The sequence below is a fragment of the Pseudooceanicola algae genome, assembly GCF_003590145.2.
Lineage (GTDB): Bacteria > Pseudomonadota > Alphaproteobacteria > Rhodobacterales > Rhodobacteraceae > Pseudooceanicola > Pseudooceanicola algae.
Map to the genome: position 1 here is coordinate 2,924,591 of NZ_CP060436.1, position 16,087 is coordinate 2,940,677.

18 protein-coding genes are annotated in these 16,087 nt (G+C 62.5%); 9 read left to right on the forward strand and 9 right to left on the reverse strand.

Annotated features, from left to right (window positions below):
- Positions 1–20: 20 nt before the first annotated feature.
- Positions 21–1,304, reverse strand: coding sequence for a transcription termination factor Rho (gene rho, locus PSAL_RS13650; RefSeq protein WP_119841167.1), 1,284 nt, complete (start codon positions 1,302–1,304; stop codon positions 21–23).
- A 174-nt stretch (positions 1,305–1,478) separates the two neighbouring features.
- On the reverse strand, positions 1,479–1,925 hold the full coding sequence (gene hemJ / locus PSAL_RS13655; protein WP_119841168.1) for a protoporphyrinogen oxidase HemJ: 447 nt from the start codon (positions 1,923–1,925) through the stop codon (positions 1,479–1,481).
- 433 nt (positions 1,926–2,358) lie between these two features.
- On the opposite strand from hemJ, the gene PSAL_RS13660 reads away from it, so the two are divergent.
- Genes PSAL_RS13660 through dnaQ form a run of 4 tightly spaced genes read left to right on the forward strand, consistent with a single transcriptional unit; the run spans position 2,359 to position 5,066 of the window.
- Complete coding sequence (locus tag PSAL_RS13660; protein ID WP_119841169.1) at positions 2,359–2,958, forward strand: Maf family protein; 600 nt, start codon at positions 2,359–2,361, stop codon at positions 2,956–2,958.
- Complete coding sequence (locus PSAL_RS13665) at positions 2,955–3,788, forward strand: shikimate dehydrogenase (protein WP_119841170.1); 834 nt, start codon at positions 2,955–2,957, stop codon at positions 3,786–3,788. The genes PSAL_RS13660 and PSAL_RS13665 overlap by 4 nt, the downstream gene beginning before the upstream one ends.
- The gene (gene coaE / locus PSAL_RS13670) at positions 3,785–4,375 is read left to right on the forward strand and encodes a dephospho-CoA kinase (protein WP_119841171.1); all 591 of its coding nucleotides are present in this window, start codon (positions 3,785–3,787) and stop codon (positions 4,373–4,375) included. The genes PSAL_RS13665 and coaE overlap by 4 nt, the downstream gene beginning before the upstream one ends.
- Positions 4,368–5,066 carry a DNA polymerase III subunit epsilon gene (gene dnaQ / locus PSAL_RS13675; protein ID WP_119841172.1) on the forward strand — a complete coding sequence of 233 codons (699 nt, stop codon included), beginning with the start codon at positions 4,368–4,370 and terminating at the stop codon, positions 5,064–5,066. The genes coaE and dnaQ overlap by 8 nt, the downstream gene beginning before the upstream one ends.
- Before the next feature lie 45 nt (positions 5,067–5,111).
- On the opposite strand, the gene secB is transcribed toward dnaQ, so the two are convergent.
- A complete protein-coding gene (gene secB / locus PSAL_RS13680) occupies positions 5,112–5,609 on the reverse strand; it encodes a protein-export chaperone SecB (protein WP_119841173.1) in 498 nt (165 codons plus the stop codon).
- A gap of 99 nt (positions 5,610–5,708) precedes the next feature.
- Positions 5,709–6,242 carry an FxsA family protein gene (locus tag PSAL_RS13685; RefSeq protein ID WP_119841174.1) on the reverse strand — a complete coding sequence of 178 codons (534 nt, stop codon included), beginning with the start codon at positions 6,240–6,242 and terminating at the stop codon, positions 5,709–5,711.
- Positions 6,243–6,346: 104 nt separating this feature from the next.
- On the opposite strand from PSAL_RS13685, the gene PSAL_RS13690 reads away from it, so the two are divergent.
- From PSAL_RS13690 to PSAL_RS13700, 3 genes are all read left to right on the forward strand, one after another.
- Positions 6,347–7,006: a Tim44/TimA family putative adaptor protein gene (locus tag PSAL_RS13690; RefSeq protein ID WP_119841175.1), complete on the forward strand. Its 660-nt coding sequence runs from the start codon at positions 6,347–6,349 to the stop codon at positions 7,004–7,006.
- A 263-nt stretch (positions 7,007–7,269) separates the two neighbouring features.
- On the forward strand, positions 7,270–8,295 hold the full coding sequence (gene mltA / locus PSAL_RS13695; RefSeq protein ID WP_231388697.1) for a murein transglycosylase A: 1,026 nt from the start codon (positions 7,270–7,272) through the stop codon (positions 8,293–8,295).
- A complete protein-coding gene (locus tag PSAL_RS13700; RefSeq protein ID WP_119841177.1) occupies positions 8,292–8,912 on the forward strand; it encodes a Smr/MutS family protein in 621 nt (206 codons plus the stop codon). The genes mltA and PSAL_RS13700 overlap by 4 nt, the downstream gene beginning before the upstream one ends.
- Positions 8,913–8,936: 24 nt before the next feature.
- Here the strand turns inward: PSAL_RS13700 and PSAL_RS13705 are convergent, their stop codons facing one another.
- Positions 8,937–10,403 carry an MDR family MFS transporter gene (locus tag PSAL_RS13705; RefSeq protein ID WP_119841178.1) on the reverse strand — a complete coding sequence of 489 codons (1,467 nt, stop codon included), beginning with the start codon at positions 10,401–10,403 and terminating at the stop codon, positions 8,937–8,939.
- Positions 10,404–10,666: 263 nt separating this feature from the next.
- Between PSAL_RS13705 and PSAL_RS13710 the strand changes: the two genes are divergently transcribed.
- Positions 10,667–11,557, forward strand: coding sequence for an NAD-dependent epimerase/dehydratase family protein (locus tag PSAL_RS13710; RefSeq protein WP_119841179.1), 891 nt, complete (start codon positions 10,667–10,669; stop codon positions 11,555–11,557).
- 51 nt (positions 11,558–11,608) lie between these two features.
- On the opposite strand, the gene hslU is transcribed toward PSAL_RS13710, so the two are convergent.
- The 3 genes from hslU to hslV form a co-directional block, all read right to left on the reverse strand.
- Positions 11,609–12,916 carry an ATP-dependent protease ATPase subunit HslU gene (hslU, locus tag PSAL_RS13715; protein ID WP_119841180.1) on the reverse strand — a complete coding sequence of 436 codons (1,308 nt, stop codon included), beginning with the start codon at positions 12,914–12,916 and terminating at the stop codon, positions 11,609–11,611.
- On the reverse strand, positions 12,913–13,989 hold the full coding sequence (locus PSAL_RS13720) for a hypothetical protein (RefSeq protein WP_119841181.1): 1,077 nt from the start codon (positions 13,987–13,989) through the stop codon (positions 12,913–12,915). Before PSAL_RS13720 ends, hslU begins: the two co-directional genes overlap by 4 nt.
- A 74-nt stretch (positions 13,990–14,063) precedes the next feature.
- On the reverse strand, positions 14,064–14,627 hold the full coding sequence (gene hslV / locus PSAL_RS13725) for an ATP-dependent protease subunit HslV (RefSeq protein ID WP_119841182.1): 564 nt from the start codon (positions 14,625–14,627) through the stop codon (positions 14,064–14,066).
- A gap of 84 nt (positions 14,628–14,711) precedes the next feature.
- On the opposite strand from hslV, the gene PSAL_RS13730 reads away from it, so the two are divergent.
- Positions 14,712–15,671 carry a hypothetical protein gene (locus PSAL_RS13730; RefSeq protein WP_231388523.1) on the forward strand — a complete coding sequence of 320 codons (960 nt, stop codon included), beginning with the start codon at positions 14,712–14,714 and terminating at the stop codon, positions 15,669–15,671.
- 61 nt (positions 15,672–15,732) lie between these two features.
- On the opposite strand, the gene trxA is transcribed toward PSAL_RS13730, so the two are convergent.
- Complete coding sequence (gene trxA, locus PSAL_RS13735) at positions 15,733–16,053, reverse strand: thioredoxin (protein ID WP_119841184.1); 321 nt, start codon at positions 16,051–16,053, stop codon at positions 15,733–15,735.
- Positions 16,054–16,087 lie beyond the last annotated feature (34 nt).

Below are 16,087 nucleotides of genomic sequence, written 5' to 3' on the forward strand. Positions count from 1 at the left end.
ATCCTGGGGCGACGCCCCGATCAGGTGTTCATGGAATCGAAGAAGTCCGAGTTTGTCTTGGTCTGCTTCAGCTTGGAAATCAGGAACTCGATCGCATCGGTGGTGCCCATGGGGTTCAGGATCCGGCGCAATACGAAGGTTTTCTGCAGATCAACCTTGTCGACCAGAAGATCCTCTTTCCGGGTGCCGGACTTGAGAATGTCCATCGCCGGGTAAACGCGTTTGTCGGCAATCTTGCGATCCAGAACAATCTCGGAGTTACCCGTTCCCTTGAATTCTTCGAAGATGACTTCGTCCATCCGCGATCCGGTATCGATCAGCGCTGTGGCGATGATGGTCAACGAGCCACCTTCCTCGATATTCCGGGCAGCGCCGAAGAACCGTTTCGGACGTTGCAGAGCGTTCGCATCGACACCGCCGGTCAGGACCTTGCCGGACGATGGCACAACCGTGTTGAATGCCCTACCAAGTCTTGTGATCGAATCCAGAAGAATAACTACATCTCGTTTATGTTCGACTAGGCGCTTGGCCTTTTCGATGACCATTTCCGACACGGCCACGTGGCGTGTTGCCGGCTCGTCGAAGGTCGATGAGATCACTTCACCCTTCACCGACCGCTGCATGTCGGTCACCTCTTCAGGGCGTTCGTCGATCAGCAGGACGATCAGATAGATCTCCGGGTGATTTTTCTCGATCGAATTCGCGATATTTTGCAACAGAACGGTCTTACCGGTCCGCGGGGGCGCGACAATCAAGGACCGCTGCCCCTTCCCGATCGGCGCGACAAGATCGATGATCCGGGCGGAACGGTCGCGGATCGTCGGGTCTTCGACCTCCATCTTCAGGCGCTCGTCCGGGTATAGCGGCGTCAGGTTGTCGAAGGCGATCTTGTGACGGGCCTTTTCAGGCTCTTCAAAGTTGATCTGAGTAACCGAGGTCAGGGCAAAGTACCGCTCGTTCTCGTCCGGCGCCTTCATCAACCCTTCGACCGTGTCCCCGGTGCGCAGCGACCATTGACGGATCATGTCGGGCGAAACGTAGATGTCATCGGGACCCGACAGGTAGTTCGCCTCGGGCGAGCGCAGGAAGCCGAAACCATCCTGCAGGACCTCCAGCACGCCGTCGCCACCGATCTGCCAGTCCTCATCCGCCAATTCACGGAGGATCTGGAACATCATCTCGCCCTTGCGCATGGTCGAGGCGTTCTCGATCTCGAGCTCCTCTGCCATGGCGAGCAGATCCTTGGGGCTTTTTGCCTTGAGATCAGCAAGGTTCAGGGCGTTTTCGGTAACGATCTCGTTCATCTGGGAAAAGTATCCTCGGACCGGCCCGAAAAGGGCACTCGGTCAATCATCTGTATGGGAAACGGCGACGCCCGGACGGGCAGCTTGGCAAGCGATATAAGGCCGGCTGGGGCCGGAGTCAATCATTCCTGATCCCAGGCGATTCAAATCGGGCTCAGCGCGCTGCAGCCCCCGTCAGAACTTCACTACGACCGAAGCAACGATGACGATCATCAGCAAGGTCGGAACTTCGTTCATCATCCGGTAACGCCTTCCTGGCAGGCTGTTTTCACCGCGTTCGAAGTCCTTTCGACGTTTGCCAAGCCAATGATGAAACCAGGTCATGCCCAGAACAGCCGCTGCCTTCGTCCAGGGCCAGACCATGGACCAGGCAACAATCCCCGGCGTGAAGACAAGGCAAAGGCCGAAAATCCATGTCGCGATCATCGCCGGGTTCATGATCGCGCGCAAAAGCCGGTATTCCATCACCTTGAACAGGCTGTCGATCTCGGCGCTGGCGCCCTTTTCCGCGTGATAGACGAAGAGACGCGGAAGATAGAACAGGCCCGCCATCCAAGCGATCACCGAAACGATATGAAGCGTCTTGGTCCATGGATAGGCCAGAGCCAGGAAATCCTGCATGTCGTTCTCCCTACGGTCCCACACCTCATAACAATCAATACAAATTAAAAGAAAGATTGTTGTTTGATGTAGTCCCTTTTCTTCCTGTGGATCAAAGACTCCTGCACAGAGTTATCCACAGGGGGAGGAATCATGGGATAACCCCTGTAGAGCCGTGGAAAGATTTCCAGGAAACTCTCAAAAAGGTATGAATACAGGGGTTTGTAGCGGGTCTTTCCTGTGGATATCCCGACCTCCGAAATGGGGATGAAACAAGGGATTTCCCTTGCATGACGGCTTTCCAACTTATCCTTATCCACGCAGGACGGTTTGCCCCGGGCGTCGGAACAACAGGGTGAGTCGCACACAGCCCACCGGGACTCCTTGCGTCCAGCCCCTTTTTTTCCCAGAAGAAGCAGCACGCTATCTCTGAGTTCTGCACGAAGTTATCCACATGTCGCAAAAAATCATCCTGGCTTCCGGTTCTGCCATCCGGGCAGAGCTTTTGACCCGCGCCGATGTCCCGTACGAGGTCGTAAAGCCCCGTGTGGACGAGGAAATGGTGCGCGCCTCCCTTCTGGCCGAAGGCGAAAGCCCCCGAAACCTGGCCGATGCGCTGGCGCAGTTGAAATCCGAACGGGTGGGCATGAAACATCCCGACGCCCTGACCATCGGTTGCGATCAGGTGCTGGATTGCGAAGGTAAGGTGTTTTCGAAACCCGAAACGCCGGAACAGGCGCGGGATCAGATCTCTGCCCTGTCGGGCAAAGGCCATAGCCTACATACCGCCGCGGTGATCCACGAAGGCGGCCGCCCGGTCTGGCGCAAGTCGGCCGAGGTCAAGCTGACCATGCGCACACTTTCCGACAGCTATATCGGCAGCTATGTCACGCGGAACTGGCCGGCGATTTCCTGGTCTTGCGGCGCCTATCAGGTCGAAGCCGAAGGCAGCCGGTTGTTTTCCCGTATCGATGGCGACTACTTTGCCATACTTGGTCTGCCGCTGCTGGAAATTCTGGATTACCTGATCCTGAGAGGAGCCCTGGAGACATGAGCCACGAGTCCATTCCCCTGGCGGGTGTCATCGGCTTTCCGATCATCCATTCCCGGTCGCCTCAACTGCATGGTCATTGGCTGAAAACACTTGGTCTGCGCGGGCATTACGTGCCGATGGAGGTCCATCCCGACAACCTTGCCGAAGCCTTGCAGGCGTTGCCGAAACTGGGCTTTGTCGGCGTCAATGTGACCATGCCCCATAAGGAAGCGGTGTTGGAACTGGCCAGCCATGTGACCGACCGCGCCAGCCTGATCGGGGCGGCGAATACCCTGATTTTCCGTGAAGACGGGACGTTTCATGCTGATAATACCGATGGTTACGGATTTATCGAAAACCTGCGTCAGAATGCGCCCGATTGGGATCCGCAGGTGGGTCCGGCGGCCATTCTGGGCGCCGGGGGCGCCGCGCGGGCCGTTGTAGTGTCGCTACTGGATGCTGGTGTTCCCGAAGTCATGATCTCCAATCGCACGCAGCTGCGGGCCGAGCGTCTTGCGCAGGATTTCGGCAACCGGGTGACAGCAGTGGATTGGGGGCATGCCAGTCGGATGATCGGCGAAGCCGCGCTGGTGGTGAATACCACCTCTCTCGGGATGGCCGACAAGCCGGAACTGAAGGTCAACCTGGATGGGCTGCACGCCGGTCAGGTGGTAACGGACATTGTTTATAACCCACTGAAAACAAAACTTCTTGCGCGGGCCGAGGCGCAGGGCTGCGTGACCGTGGACGGCCTTGGCATGTTGTTGCACCAGGCAGTGCCGGGGTTCGAACGCTGGTTCGGCATCAAGCCCAAGGTCACCGAAGCCCTGCGCGACGCGACGCTGGGATGAGTTTTCTGCTTGGCCTCACCGGCTCTATCGGGATGGGGAAATCGACGACTGCGGCGATGTTCAGGGACGCTGGCTGCGCGCTATGGGATGCGGACGCGGCGGTGCACCGGCTTTACGGTCCGGGCGGCGCAGCGGTGGCGCCGCTGGCAGCCGCCTTTCCGGATGCGGTGCAGGACGGACAGGTGTCGCGCCCGGCGCTGAAGGTGATCATTGCGCAGGATCCCACGGCTTTGGGCCGGATCGAGGCCATCGTGCATCCGCTTGTCGGTCAAGACCGTGCGGATTTTATCGCGGGCACGACTGCGGACATCGTGGTGTTCGACATCCCGCTATTGTTCGAGGGCGGGATGCAGGACCAGATGGACGCGACGGCGGTTGTCACCACCACTAGCGCCGAACAACGCGCCCGCGTTCTGGCGCGCGGTACCATGAGCGCGGCGGATTTCGACCTGATCCTGGCGCGGCAGATGCCCGATGCGGACAAACGCACCCGGGCGACATATATCATCGAGACGGATACGCTTGACCATGCCCGCCAGCAGGTTCTGGCGATCGTCGATCAGATTAGGGGAGCCTCCCATGCGTGAAATCGTGATGGATACCGAGACGACAGGGTTCGAACCCGAACAGGGCGACCGTCTGGTCGAAATCGGCGGTGTCGAACTGCTGAACCATATGCCGACGGGCCGCACCTATCATGTCTACATCAATCCCGAACGCGAAGTCCCCGAAGAGGCGTTCAAGGTGCACGGCCTCAATTACGAATTCCTGAAGGACAAGCCGCTGTTCCGCGAGGTTGCGCAGGATTTTCTGGATTTCATCGGTGACGCAAAGCTGGTGATCCACAATGCGGCCTTCGACATGAAGTTCCTGAACGCGGAACTGGGCTGGCTGAAGATGCCGCTTATCCCCTGGGAGCAGGCGCTGGACACGCTGGCCATCGCGCGCAAGAAATACCCCGGTTCTCCGGCGTCCCTGGATGCGCTTTGTCGGCGCTTCGGCATCGACAATTCCTCGCGGACCCTGCACGGCGCGCTGCTCGATTCCGAAATCCTGGCAGAGGTCTATCTTGAGCTGATCGGCGGGCGACAACCTGATCTGGTTCTGGCACCAACCTCGGACGGCGGGCATTCCGCCGATGGGACCGAGACATGGCGCCCCCGTCCCCGCCCGGTGCCGCTGCCATCACGGCTGACGGAAAGCGAAAGCGCCGCCCACCACAGCTTTGTCGAAAAGCTGGGCGAGACGGCGCTTTGGAAGAAATTAAACGCTGGCTGAGACGGCCGGCGGTAGGGGCCGCGCCGGAGGCGCGACCGGATCGGATCAGTTCGGCAGCGGCTGCTCGGCCGGCTGGGCGGCGGCACGGCGCTGAAGCTCTGCGCGGTAGAGAGCGACGAAATCGATCGTGTCGAGGTTCAGCGGCGGGAAGCCCCCGTCGCGGGTCACGTCCGACACGATGCGGCGCACGAAGGGGAACAGCATCCGCGGGCATTCGATCAGCAGGAAGGGGTGCATCTGTTCGTCCGGCACGCCTTCGATGTTGAACAGGCCGACATATTCCAGTTCGAGCAGGAACATCGGCTCGGCGGTTTCCTTGGCGTTCGAGGTCACGGTCAGCTTCATCAGCACTTCGTACTGGTTGCCGGTCTCGCGCTTCTTTGCATCCAGGGCGACCTGAACCTTCACGTCGGGCTGGACCTGGCCGGTCGCCGGCTTGCGCGACAGGATGTTCTCGAAGGACATGTCCCGGATGTATTGGGTCAGGACGTTCATCTTCACCTGGGGCGCCTGGGGCGCGGCGCCGTTTTGGTCTTCAGTCATCGGACAGCTCCTGCGGAGTAAATTTTGATCGTCGCGGTGGTAGCAGTATCTGCCATGTGCCTCAACGATTGTTTACCAGCGGTCCCCCTGCCGGACGGATCAGTGCCGCGTCCAGCCAGAGGGGCGGTGCGTCGGGGATTTCGGCGGATCGACTTCGGTATATTCGCCCTCGATCACGTCCGGATAGCGCGCGGGCGATTGTCCGGGGCCGCGATCCTGCGGGCGTCCCTGCGGTTGCGCGCCCGGCCCGCTTCCCCCCGGCCCGCTTCCCATCGAAAAGCTTTGCACCTTCACCCGTTTTTTCAGAAAGGTGAAAGCGGCATGGCGAAACGCCGGGGTCAGCAGGGCAAAGCCGAGCGCATCCGTGAAGAAACCGGGCGTGACCAGCAGTGCGCCGGCGAGCAGGATCATCGCGGCATCGGCCAATGGCGCCGAAGGGTCGGAGAGTTCGTTGAAGCTGCGTCGGATCTTGTCCAGCGCCTGTGCCCCCTGTTTACGCACCAGCCAGGTGCCCAGAATGGCCGTGCCAAGCACGATGGCAAGCGTCCAGCCAAGGCCGATCAGACCCCCGACCTGGATGAACAGGGCGATCTCGATCATCGGAATCGCGATAAAGGCCAATAGCAGCCACATGAAACTTACTCCTTGTTCTCCGCAAACGTGGACTTGCGGACCCTTGATGCCTACATAGGGATCAGACCAAGTTTTACCAATGTCCGGAGGCCCTAGAGGTTCTGATGTCGTCGCCAATTCTCCAGCTTCTGGTTCTCGCCGGGATCGCAATCTTCCTCATCCTGCGTCTGAAGAACGTTCTGGGCACGCGAGAGGGCTTTGAAAAGCCGCCAGTGCCGACGCAACCGCAACCCGATGCCCGGACCGGCACCTTCGAGGTGATCACCGGCGGCCCGGATCCCGATATCACGGATCATGTGGCAGAAGACAGCCAGGCCGCCCGTGCCCTGACCCAGATGAAGGGGCTCGAACCCGATTTCAGCGTTTCCGAATTCCTCGGCGGGGCCCGCGCGGCCTATGAAATGATCCTGATGGGCTTTGAAAAAGGCAACCTTGAGGATGTGAAGGGTCTGTTGGGCGAAGACGTGCACGAAAGCTTTGCCGAGGTCATCGCGGCCCGCGAACAGCAGGGCCTGACTGTCGATGCCGAATTCGTCGGCATCCGGGAGTTGACCCTGGTGGGCGCAGAGTTCGACCCGGCCACATCTCGCGCGGAGCTGACGGTGCGCTTCCTTGGCCAACTGACGCAGGTCGTGCATGATTCAAATGGAGCGGTGGTCGAAGGCGAGCCGGGCAAGGTGAAAACGCAGCGCGATATCTGGACCTTCGAACGCCAGATGGGCGTTGACGACCTGAACTGGCAACTGGTCGCGACGGGGGAATGACCCTGGGGGCGCCGGCTGCATATGCCTGCGCCCGCCTGCGGGCCGCTCTCTGCCGATCCGATCTGAAAGGCCCGCCCACGCGGGCCTTCTTGCTGTCTGCCCTGACGCTGATCGCCCCGCTGCATGCTTTGCAGGCGCAGGAGGCTGATCCGCCGACCATCGATGCCGCAGCCGAGGCAACCCCCGGCCCTTCCCCCGCTGATCCTCAGTCCGAAGCGGCCGTGCAGGTCGCCAGTCCGCGCCCTGTCGCAGCACCGGCTGTCCTGCCCGTGCCGCTGGACCTGCCCGCGGAACCCGCGCCCGAACTGACCTATTCCGTTCTCACCTTCGCCGATCTGCCCGGCTGGGCGGGGGACGATCACCTTGCGGCCCTGACGGTCTTTTTGAAGACCTGCGGTGACCTGCGCGAAGCTGATTGGGCGGCGATCTGCGCCCTGGGCCGCAAGCAGGCCGAAAGCCCCCGGTCGGCGCGGGCCTTCTTCGAACTGGTTTTCACCCCGGTGTTGATCCAGGACGGCGCTCCGATGGTCTTTACCGGTTACTACGAACCCGAACTGGCCGGATCTCGGGACTGGGATGTGCATTACCCCTACCCCGTTTACGCGCTGCCGCCCGAAGCGCCCTCGGGCGAAAGCTGGCTGACCCGGGCGGAGATCGAGACGACGGGCGCGCTCAAGCACCGGGGGTTGGAGATCGGCTATGTCGGCGATCCGGTAGCGCTGATGTTCCTGCAGATCCAGGGATCGGGGCGCATCACGCTGGAAGACGGTCGTCAGATCCGGCTGGGCTATGCCGGTCACAACGGCCATGACTACCGGTCGATCGGGCAGGAAATGGTGCGGCGCGGGATCTATGACGCCAGTCAGGTCTCGGCGCCGGTGATCTCGAACTGGGTGCGGCGGCATCCGGTCGAGGGGGCCGAACTGCTGCGCACCAATCCCTCCTACGTTTTCTTCCGCGAAATCACCGATGCCAAGCCGGATGACGGTCCGCGCGGGGCGATGAACCGCGCCCTGTCGGCAGGACGCAGCCTTGCGGTCGATCCCCGCTATGTGCCATTGGGGGCCCCGGTCTGGATCGAGAAGAAGGGGTTTCGCGCCATGCGGCGGTTGATGGTGGCGCAGGATACCGGATCGGCGATCAAGGGGCCGCAGCGGGCCGATGTCTTTACCGGTACGGGCCGCGCGGCGGGCCGCGAAGCACAGCGGATGCGCGACACTGGCCGTATGGTTGTCCTGCTGCCGATCCAGCGCGCCTATGCAATGCTGGAAGAGGGGTCCGCCCTGTGAGCCGCCGTCGTCGCCTGCGCCCCGAAGAGCTTGACCTGTGGAACAAGGTCGCCGGCACCGCCGAACGGCTGACCCGCGATCAAAAGACCCTTGCCCCGCAGCACCCCGTGGCCAAGGCACCGGCCCCGGTGCGGCCCGTGGACCCCCCGGCCACCGCCCCGCGGATCGAACCCTTTCGCCTGGGTGACAAGCTGGGCGGCAAGGCGTCGCGCAACGCCGGGGCGCATGATCTGCTGGCGCCGATCCATGAGCGGCTTCATGGCGCGCCGCTGCGGATGGACAAGAAGACCCACGGCAAGATGAAGAAGGGCAAGCTGTCGCCCGAGGCCCGGATCGACCTGCACGGGATGACCGTGGATCGCGCGCATCGGGCGCTGACGGCGTTCCTGCTGCGGGCGGCGACCAATGAAAACCGTCTGGTGCTGGTCATCACGGGCAAGGGCAGGGTCCGGGACGAAGACGGCCCGATCCCGGTGCGTCACGGCGTGCTGCGCCACCAGATGCCGCATTGGCTGTCGCAGCCGCCGTTGTCGCACCTGGTGCTTCAGGTGACCCCGGCCCATGCCGTTCATGGCGGGACCGGGGCCTATTACATCTACCTGCGCCGCAACCGCTGAGGCAGGGCTGCAGGCAGGCGTTGGTCAGTGTGCGCCGGGATGCGCACCGCCCGACGCTGGCGGCCGGCGCACGAAGAACCCGGCAACGATCAGCAACAGGGAAATCGTCGCGGCAACGGTAAAGGCTCCGTGCAACCCGAACTGGGTCGCCACGACCATCTCTGCGCCGCTGTCGAGCGCCGCACCGATCCGCAGCGACATGACCGATATGAACAGCGCGATCCCGGCCGCACCGGACACCTGCTGGATCGTTCCGATCACGGCGCTGCCATGGGGGTAGAGCTCGGGTGGAAGCGACCCCAGGCTGGAAGTGAAGAGCGGCGTGAAGAGCAGGGCCAGACCGGCGCTCAGCAGCATGTGGCAGACCAGAACCAGAGCGAAGGGCGACCCGATGCCGAGCATGGTCATCGACCACAGCCCTGCGCTGACCAGGATGGCACCGGGAATGACCAGCTTGCGGGCACCGAGACGGTCGAACAGGCGACCGACGAAGGGCGCCAGCAGGCCCATTGTCATGCCGCCGGGCAGCAGCAGCAGGCCGGAGTGAAGCTCGTCCAGCCCAAGGACGTTCTGCATGTAGATCGGCAGCAGGATGATCATGCCGAACAACGCCATCATGGCGAGGCCCATCATGATGACCGATACCGCGTAAACCCGCACGCCAAGGGTGCGCAATTCCAGCAGGGCCCGGCCTTCACGGCCAAGGCGCAGCTGGCGCCTTACGAAGATGGCCAGCACCACGATGCCCAGCACCAGCGGCAACCAGACCGGTACCGGCCCTCCGGCGCCATGGCCTTCGCCGATGGTGGACAGGCCGTAGACCAACGACCCGAAGCCGATAGCCGACAGCGGCACCGACAGCAGATCCAGCCGGGCCTTGCGCGGCTCGGTCACGTTCTGCAGCCAGAAATACCCAAGTGTCAGAGTCGCGAGCCCGATGGGCAGCATGATGATGAACATCCAGCGCCAGGCCAGCCAGTGCAGGATCAGCCCGGAAATCGTCGGCCCGATGGCCGGAGCCACCGAGATCACGATCGAGATATTGCCCATGGTGCGCCCGCGCCGTTCGGCGGGAACAAGGTTCATCACCGTGGTCATCAGAAGCGGCATCATGATCGCCGTGCCCATGGCCTGAACGATCCGTCCCAGGATCAGGAAACCTAGCCCCGGCGCCATGGCACAGAGCAGTGTTCCCGAGCAGAAAAAGCCCATCGCCATCAGGAAAACCGTGCGGGTATGCAGGCTTTGCATCAGGAAACCGGTGATCGGGATCACCACGGACATGGTCAGCAGAAAGGCCGTGGTCAGCCATTGCGCTGCGCTGGCCGTGACGGCGAGATCGTTCATGAGGCGCGGCAGGGCGACGCTCATGATCGTTTCGTTCAGGATGACCGTGAAGGTCGACACCATCAGCACGCCGATCACCAGACGGTCGCGGGCGGCGTTATCGGGGCTTGCAGCAGGCGCGGGTCGAGGTGCGCTAGGTTGCATTCGGGGAATCCTCGTTTGCGCCCGGCTGCCAGGGTGGCTCGGGCGGTCTTCGGCGAAGCTGTGACCCCGAACCGGACGCAAAGTCAACCGGTGCGGGCGCAGGCAGGGTTGTGCCGGAATGCAGATGGGGCGCGGGTAAAATCGTTACAATCGGGACGATCCCGCCCTTGCGCCCCCTGCCCTTTCATCCCCCGTTCCGCAGCCCGCCTTGCAGCCTTGGCCCGGCCCCGGCAAGGTACGCCCGAAACGGGTAGGAGGCCCCCATGCGCATTCTTTTCACCGGCGGTTCCGGCAAGGCCGGCCGTCACGCGATCACCTATCTTCTGAAACAAGGACACCGGGTGCTGAACGTGGACCGGGTGCCGCTTGACCTGCCGGGCGTGGAAACCCGCATTGCGGATATCACGGACGCGGGCCAGGTCTTTGACATCATGGCAAGTTACGCGGGGCTTGATGAGCTGGAGGCCGGGACCGGCGTGCCGCGCTTTGACGCAGTGGTGCATTTCGCCGCCATTCCCCGCATCCTCGTGACCTCGGACAACGAATGCTACCGGGTGAACACGCTTGGGACCTACAACATGCTGGATGCGGCGGTGAAGCTGGGGGTGAAGAAGGTGATCTTTGCCTCCTCCGAAACCACCTATGGCATCTGTTTCGCGGACGGAGAGCGCAAGCCCGCGTACATCCCGGTCGATGAACAGCACCCCACCGTACCCGAGGACAGCTATGCCATGTCCAAGGTGGTGAACGAGGTCACGGCGCGCAGCTTTCAGCAACGGTCCGGCATCGACATCTACGGGCTGCGGATCAACAACGTGATCGAGCCGCATGAATACGCCCGCGACTTTCCGAAATACATCGCCGACCCGGCGCTGCGGCGGCGCAACATCTTTGCATATATCGACGCGCGGGATCTGGGGCACATGGTCGATTGCTGCCTGAAGACCGATGGGCTGGGGTACGAGGTCTTCAACGTCTCGAATGACGATTCCTCGGTCGATCTGCCCGCGGAGGAGGTCATCGCGCGGTTCTATCCCCGCGTGCCGCTGCGCGAAAAGATGGGGTCGCAGGATACGTTCTATGCCAATGACAAGGCCAAGCGGATGGTCGGCTTTGCGCCGAAACATGGCTGGCGGCGGTATGTCGGCGGCTGAACGGGGCGCCTGACGCCCAAGGGGGCAAGGCGCCCCCCTTGGGCCGGTATCTTATAGCACGTAGCGGCTGAGATCGGCGCTGGCGGCCAGGGCGCCGACGTTCTTTTCGACGAAATCCGCATCGACGCTGATCGCCTCGCCCGCCCGATCTGGCGCGGTAAAGCTCAGTTCCTCGAAAACGCGTTCGATCACCGTGTAAAGACGCCGCGCGCCGATGTTCTCGACGCTGGCGTTCACCTCTGCGGCGATGCGGGCGATGGCGTGAATGCCGTCTTCGGTGAAGGTGACATTGACCTCTTCGGTGCCCAGCATCTCGGCATATTGCAGGGTCAGAGCGTTGTCGGTTTCGGTCAGGATGCGGACGAAATCGTCTTCGGTCAGGGCGCGCAGTTCGACCCGGATGGGCAGACGGCCCTGCAGTTCGGGCAGCAGGTCCGAGGGCTTGGCAATGTGGAAGGCGCCCGAGGCAATGAACAGCACATGATCCGTCTTGACCGGGCCATACTTGGTCGAGACCGAGGTGCCTTCGATCAGGGGCAGCAGATCGCGCTGCACGCCTTCGCGGGACACGTCCCCGCCACGCGCGTCGGAGCGCGCGCAAACCTTGTCGATCTCGTCGAGGAAGACGATGCCGTTCTCCTCGACCGACTTCACGGCCGCGCGGTTGACGGTTTCATCATCCAGCAGCTTGTCGGCCTCTTCCCCGATCAGCAGGGCATAGCTGTCCGAGACCTTCAGGCGCTTGGTGACGGTGCGCCCGCCGAAAGCCTTGCCGAAGATATCGCCCAGGTTCATCATCCCCATCTGCCCGGAAGGCTGGCCGGGAATGTCCATACCACCAAGGGGATTGGAGGTATCCGCGACCTCAAGCGAGATCTCGGTATCGTCAAGCTGGCCGTCGCGCAGCTTCTTGCGGAACATCTCGCGCGTGCCGTCGCGGGCGTCCTTGCCGGCGATGGCGTCGATCACCCGTTCTTCGGCGGCTTCGTGGGCCTTGGTTTTCACATCCTCGCGCATGTGGTCGCGGGTCATGGCGATGGCGCTGTCGACCAGATCACGGATGATCTGCTCCACGTCGCGTCCGACATAGCCGACCTCGGTGAACTTGGTCGCCTCGACCTTGATGAAGGGCGCGCGGGCCAGCTTGGCCAGACGGCGCGAAATCTCGGTCTTGCCGACGCCGGTGGGGCCGATCATCAGGATGTTCTTGGGATAGACCTCGTCTCGCAGATCGTCCTTCAGCTGCTTGCGCCGCCAGCGGTTGCGCAGGGCTACGGCCACGGCGCGCTTGGCGTCCTGCTGGCCGATGATGAAGCGGTCCAGTTCGGACACGATTTCGCGGGGGGTAAGGTCGGTCATGAGATCTCCGTTCGGTAGGGGGGCAGCCGGTCCTTGCCGGGAAAGCCCGGAAGGGCGCGCAGCAGGGCACCGCGGACCTGAATCCAGAAGCTGCCGAGGAGTGTGAGGAAGAGACCGATGAACAGGAAGACGAAAACCCAGTTTCCGCCGGTGCCCGAGACATCGGTGACATAGGACAGAAGAAAGATGAAATAGCCGATCCCGGCGGTCAGGAAGGACCTGCGATCCAGGATCAGCGCCAGCAGGGCGATGACCAGCAAGGCCAGCCCCATCAGGCCATAGCCGGTGCCCGGCCCCATGCCCATGCAGGTCTGGGCGACCGTATGCACCAGCGCCCCGGCGGCCACGATATGCAGCCAGAAGCCCGATGCCGACGTCCGTCCAAGGCGATGCGGGTCGCGCATGTCGAACCAGGTTCCGGCGATCAGCGCCGCCAGCCCGACAGCCAGCGTGCCCCAGGACACCAGCCCGCCTTCGGTCAGGTCGAAGGGGTTCGTGACCCCCGATTGCGCGCCACTGGCGGTGGCCATCATCATGACCGCGCCAAAGGCCGCGATCCCTACAAGGAACATGGTGAAGGGCACCCGAAAGACCCGGTACCACAGCAGCAAGGCGGCAATGACGATGCCAAAGGTCATCAGCCAGGCCGTCGCGCCCGGCTGTTCCGTCAGCAACCGGGACATCGGCGTGCCGGGCAGCCAGAAGTCAAAGCGATCCGCCGCAATCCCCAGAATGGCCAGCCCAAAGGCCGAAACCAACAGGATCGAGGGCAGCATCATCCGCCGCTTCAGGGTGAAATAGCGCGCCAGCAGCCACAGGCAGATGATGCCGACCCCCATGACCCAGGTCACGCTGGTTGCCAGCGCCAGGCCGAAGCCGCCGAAGATCAGGATGCCAAGGCCGACCGAGACGAAGATCTCGGAGAAGCCACGAAACAGTTCGAAGGGCTCGTCTTCGGCCTGCCGTGCCCCGGCGCGGATCTGTGACAGGGTCGCCAGTTCGGCCGCCTGCGCTTCGTTCAGATGACCTGCGGCGACAGCGGCGCGAAGATCGTCCTGGGTGATGTCAGCCATGGGGATGCTCCGCCCGCCGGGGGGCCTGAATGAAATTGCGGATCATGGTCCGGTTCGTCCCTGCAGGGGCACGATCAGGCCGCGCCTTCGATCCGTTCGACCGTCAGCTTGCCGTTCGTGTAGACGCAGATGTCCGATGCGATGGCCATTGCCTTGCGGGCGATGTCCTCGGCGTCCTCGACGTGGTCGTAAAGACCGCGCGCCGCCGCCAGGGCAAAGTTGCCGCCCGATCCGATGGCCGCGATGTCGTTCTCGGGCTCCAGGACGTCACCGGCGCCGGTGATCACGAAAAGCTCGGTCCCGTCGGTGACGATCAGCATTGCTTCCAGCTTTTGCAGGTACTTGTCGGTCCGCCAGTCCTTGGCAAGATCGACGCTGGCGCGCGCCAGCTGGCCGGGCGTCGCCTCCAGCTTGGCTTCAAGGCGTTCCAGCAGCGTGAAGGCATCGGCGGTCGATCCGGCAAATCCGCAGACCACGTCATGGCCTCCGGGCGACAGCCGCCGCACCTTGCGCGCGGTGCCCTTGATGACGGTCTGCCCAAGCGAGACCTGCCCGTCCCCCGCGACCACAACGCGCCCGCCCTTGCGCACACCGATGATCGTCGTGCCGTGCCAGCCGGGAAATTCGCTTTCTGCCATGTTCCACTCCTTAAGTCTGCTGGGGTATATGATGGCCTGCGACCGGTGGGGCAAGTGTCGCAGGCCCGGAAAGCCACATCCCGCTTGCCGCAACGCATTGGCGTGGCTAGCCTGCGCGCCATGGATCAGACTCGCGAGATGCGTATCTACCTTGACCCCGTGCTTGCCCGAAGCGCCGGGGCCGGAGAGCATAATTTCCTGAACCTCGTCACCGGCGTTCTGCGCGAGGCGGATTTTCGCGTCGAGATCTGTGAAACCGGGCCCGAGGCCCGTGCGCTGGCGCCACGCAAGCCGGGCCATGCGCTGTTTCACATGGAACAACCGACCCACGACCGGGCGCTGGTGTTCCGGCGGGTTTATCACTATCCGTTCTGGGCCATCGAGCCCTATGCCGAGCGCTGGCAATGGCGGGTTGCACAGACCCCGTTTCCCGCGGCCGAGGTCAATCGCAACACGGCAAAGACGTTCTTTGATCGCTGGCAGACCAAGCTGTTCGGCGCAGCGGCCAATGACACCAGCCGGGACGGTTTCGTATATGTCCCGCTACAAGGTCGCCTGCTGAACCACCGCAGTTTCCAAAGCTGCGCGCCGGTCGAAATGCTGGAACGGATCCTGGATGCCGACCCCGTACGCCGCATCCTGGTGACCCTGCACCCCAAGGAAACCTATAGTCCCGATGAACTGAGTGCGGTCGAAAAGCTGTCCCGGAAATACCCCCGCCTGTCCCTGACCAAGCGTCCGATGCAGGACTGCCTGCAACATTGCGATTATGTCGCTGCGGAAAATTCCTCGGTCGCGTTCTCGGGGTACTTCTTCCGCAAGCCGGCGCTTCTGTTTGCGCAGATCGACTTTCACCACATCGCGCTCGGCCCGGATGATTTCGACCGCGTGGCGCACCACGCCCCGGACTACGAGGGCTATATCTGGTGGTTCTGGCAGAGGATGAGCATAAATGCAGGGCGTGAGGACGCGCCACAAAAGATCGCAAATGCCCTGCGCCGCTGTGGTGTCCCCCTGTCGCGCTATGATGTCACGAAGCAGTGAGCGGACATGAAAAAGGCGCCCGAAGGCGCCCTTTCCGAGAAATCGCACTATTGAAAGCGGGTCAGATCGACTCGTTGATCCAGTTCTGCAGAGCGGCCTTGGGGGCAGCGCCGGTGCGGTTCGACACGATCTCGCCGTTCTTGAAGATGAACAGCGCGGGGATGCCACGGACACCCATCGCCTGAACGGAAGTGGGGTTGGAATCCGCATCCACCTTTACGATTTTCAGTTTGCCTTCCATCTCTTCCGAGATTTCTTCCAACGCGGGGGCAATCTGTTTGCAGGGGCCGCACCATTCGGCCCAGATATCCACCAGCACGGGCAGATCGGAGTTTTTCACTTCGGCTTCGAAGGTTTCGTCGGTGACGGGGTGGGTCGTCATTTCATCTCTCCTTGAAAGGAATTTGACTGAACCT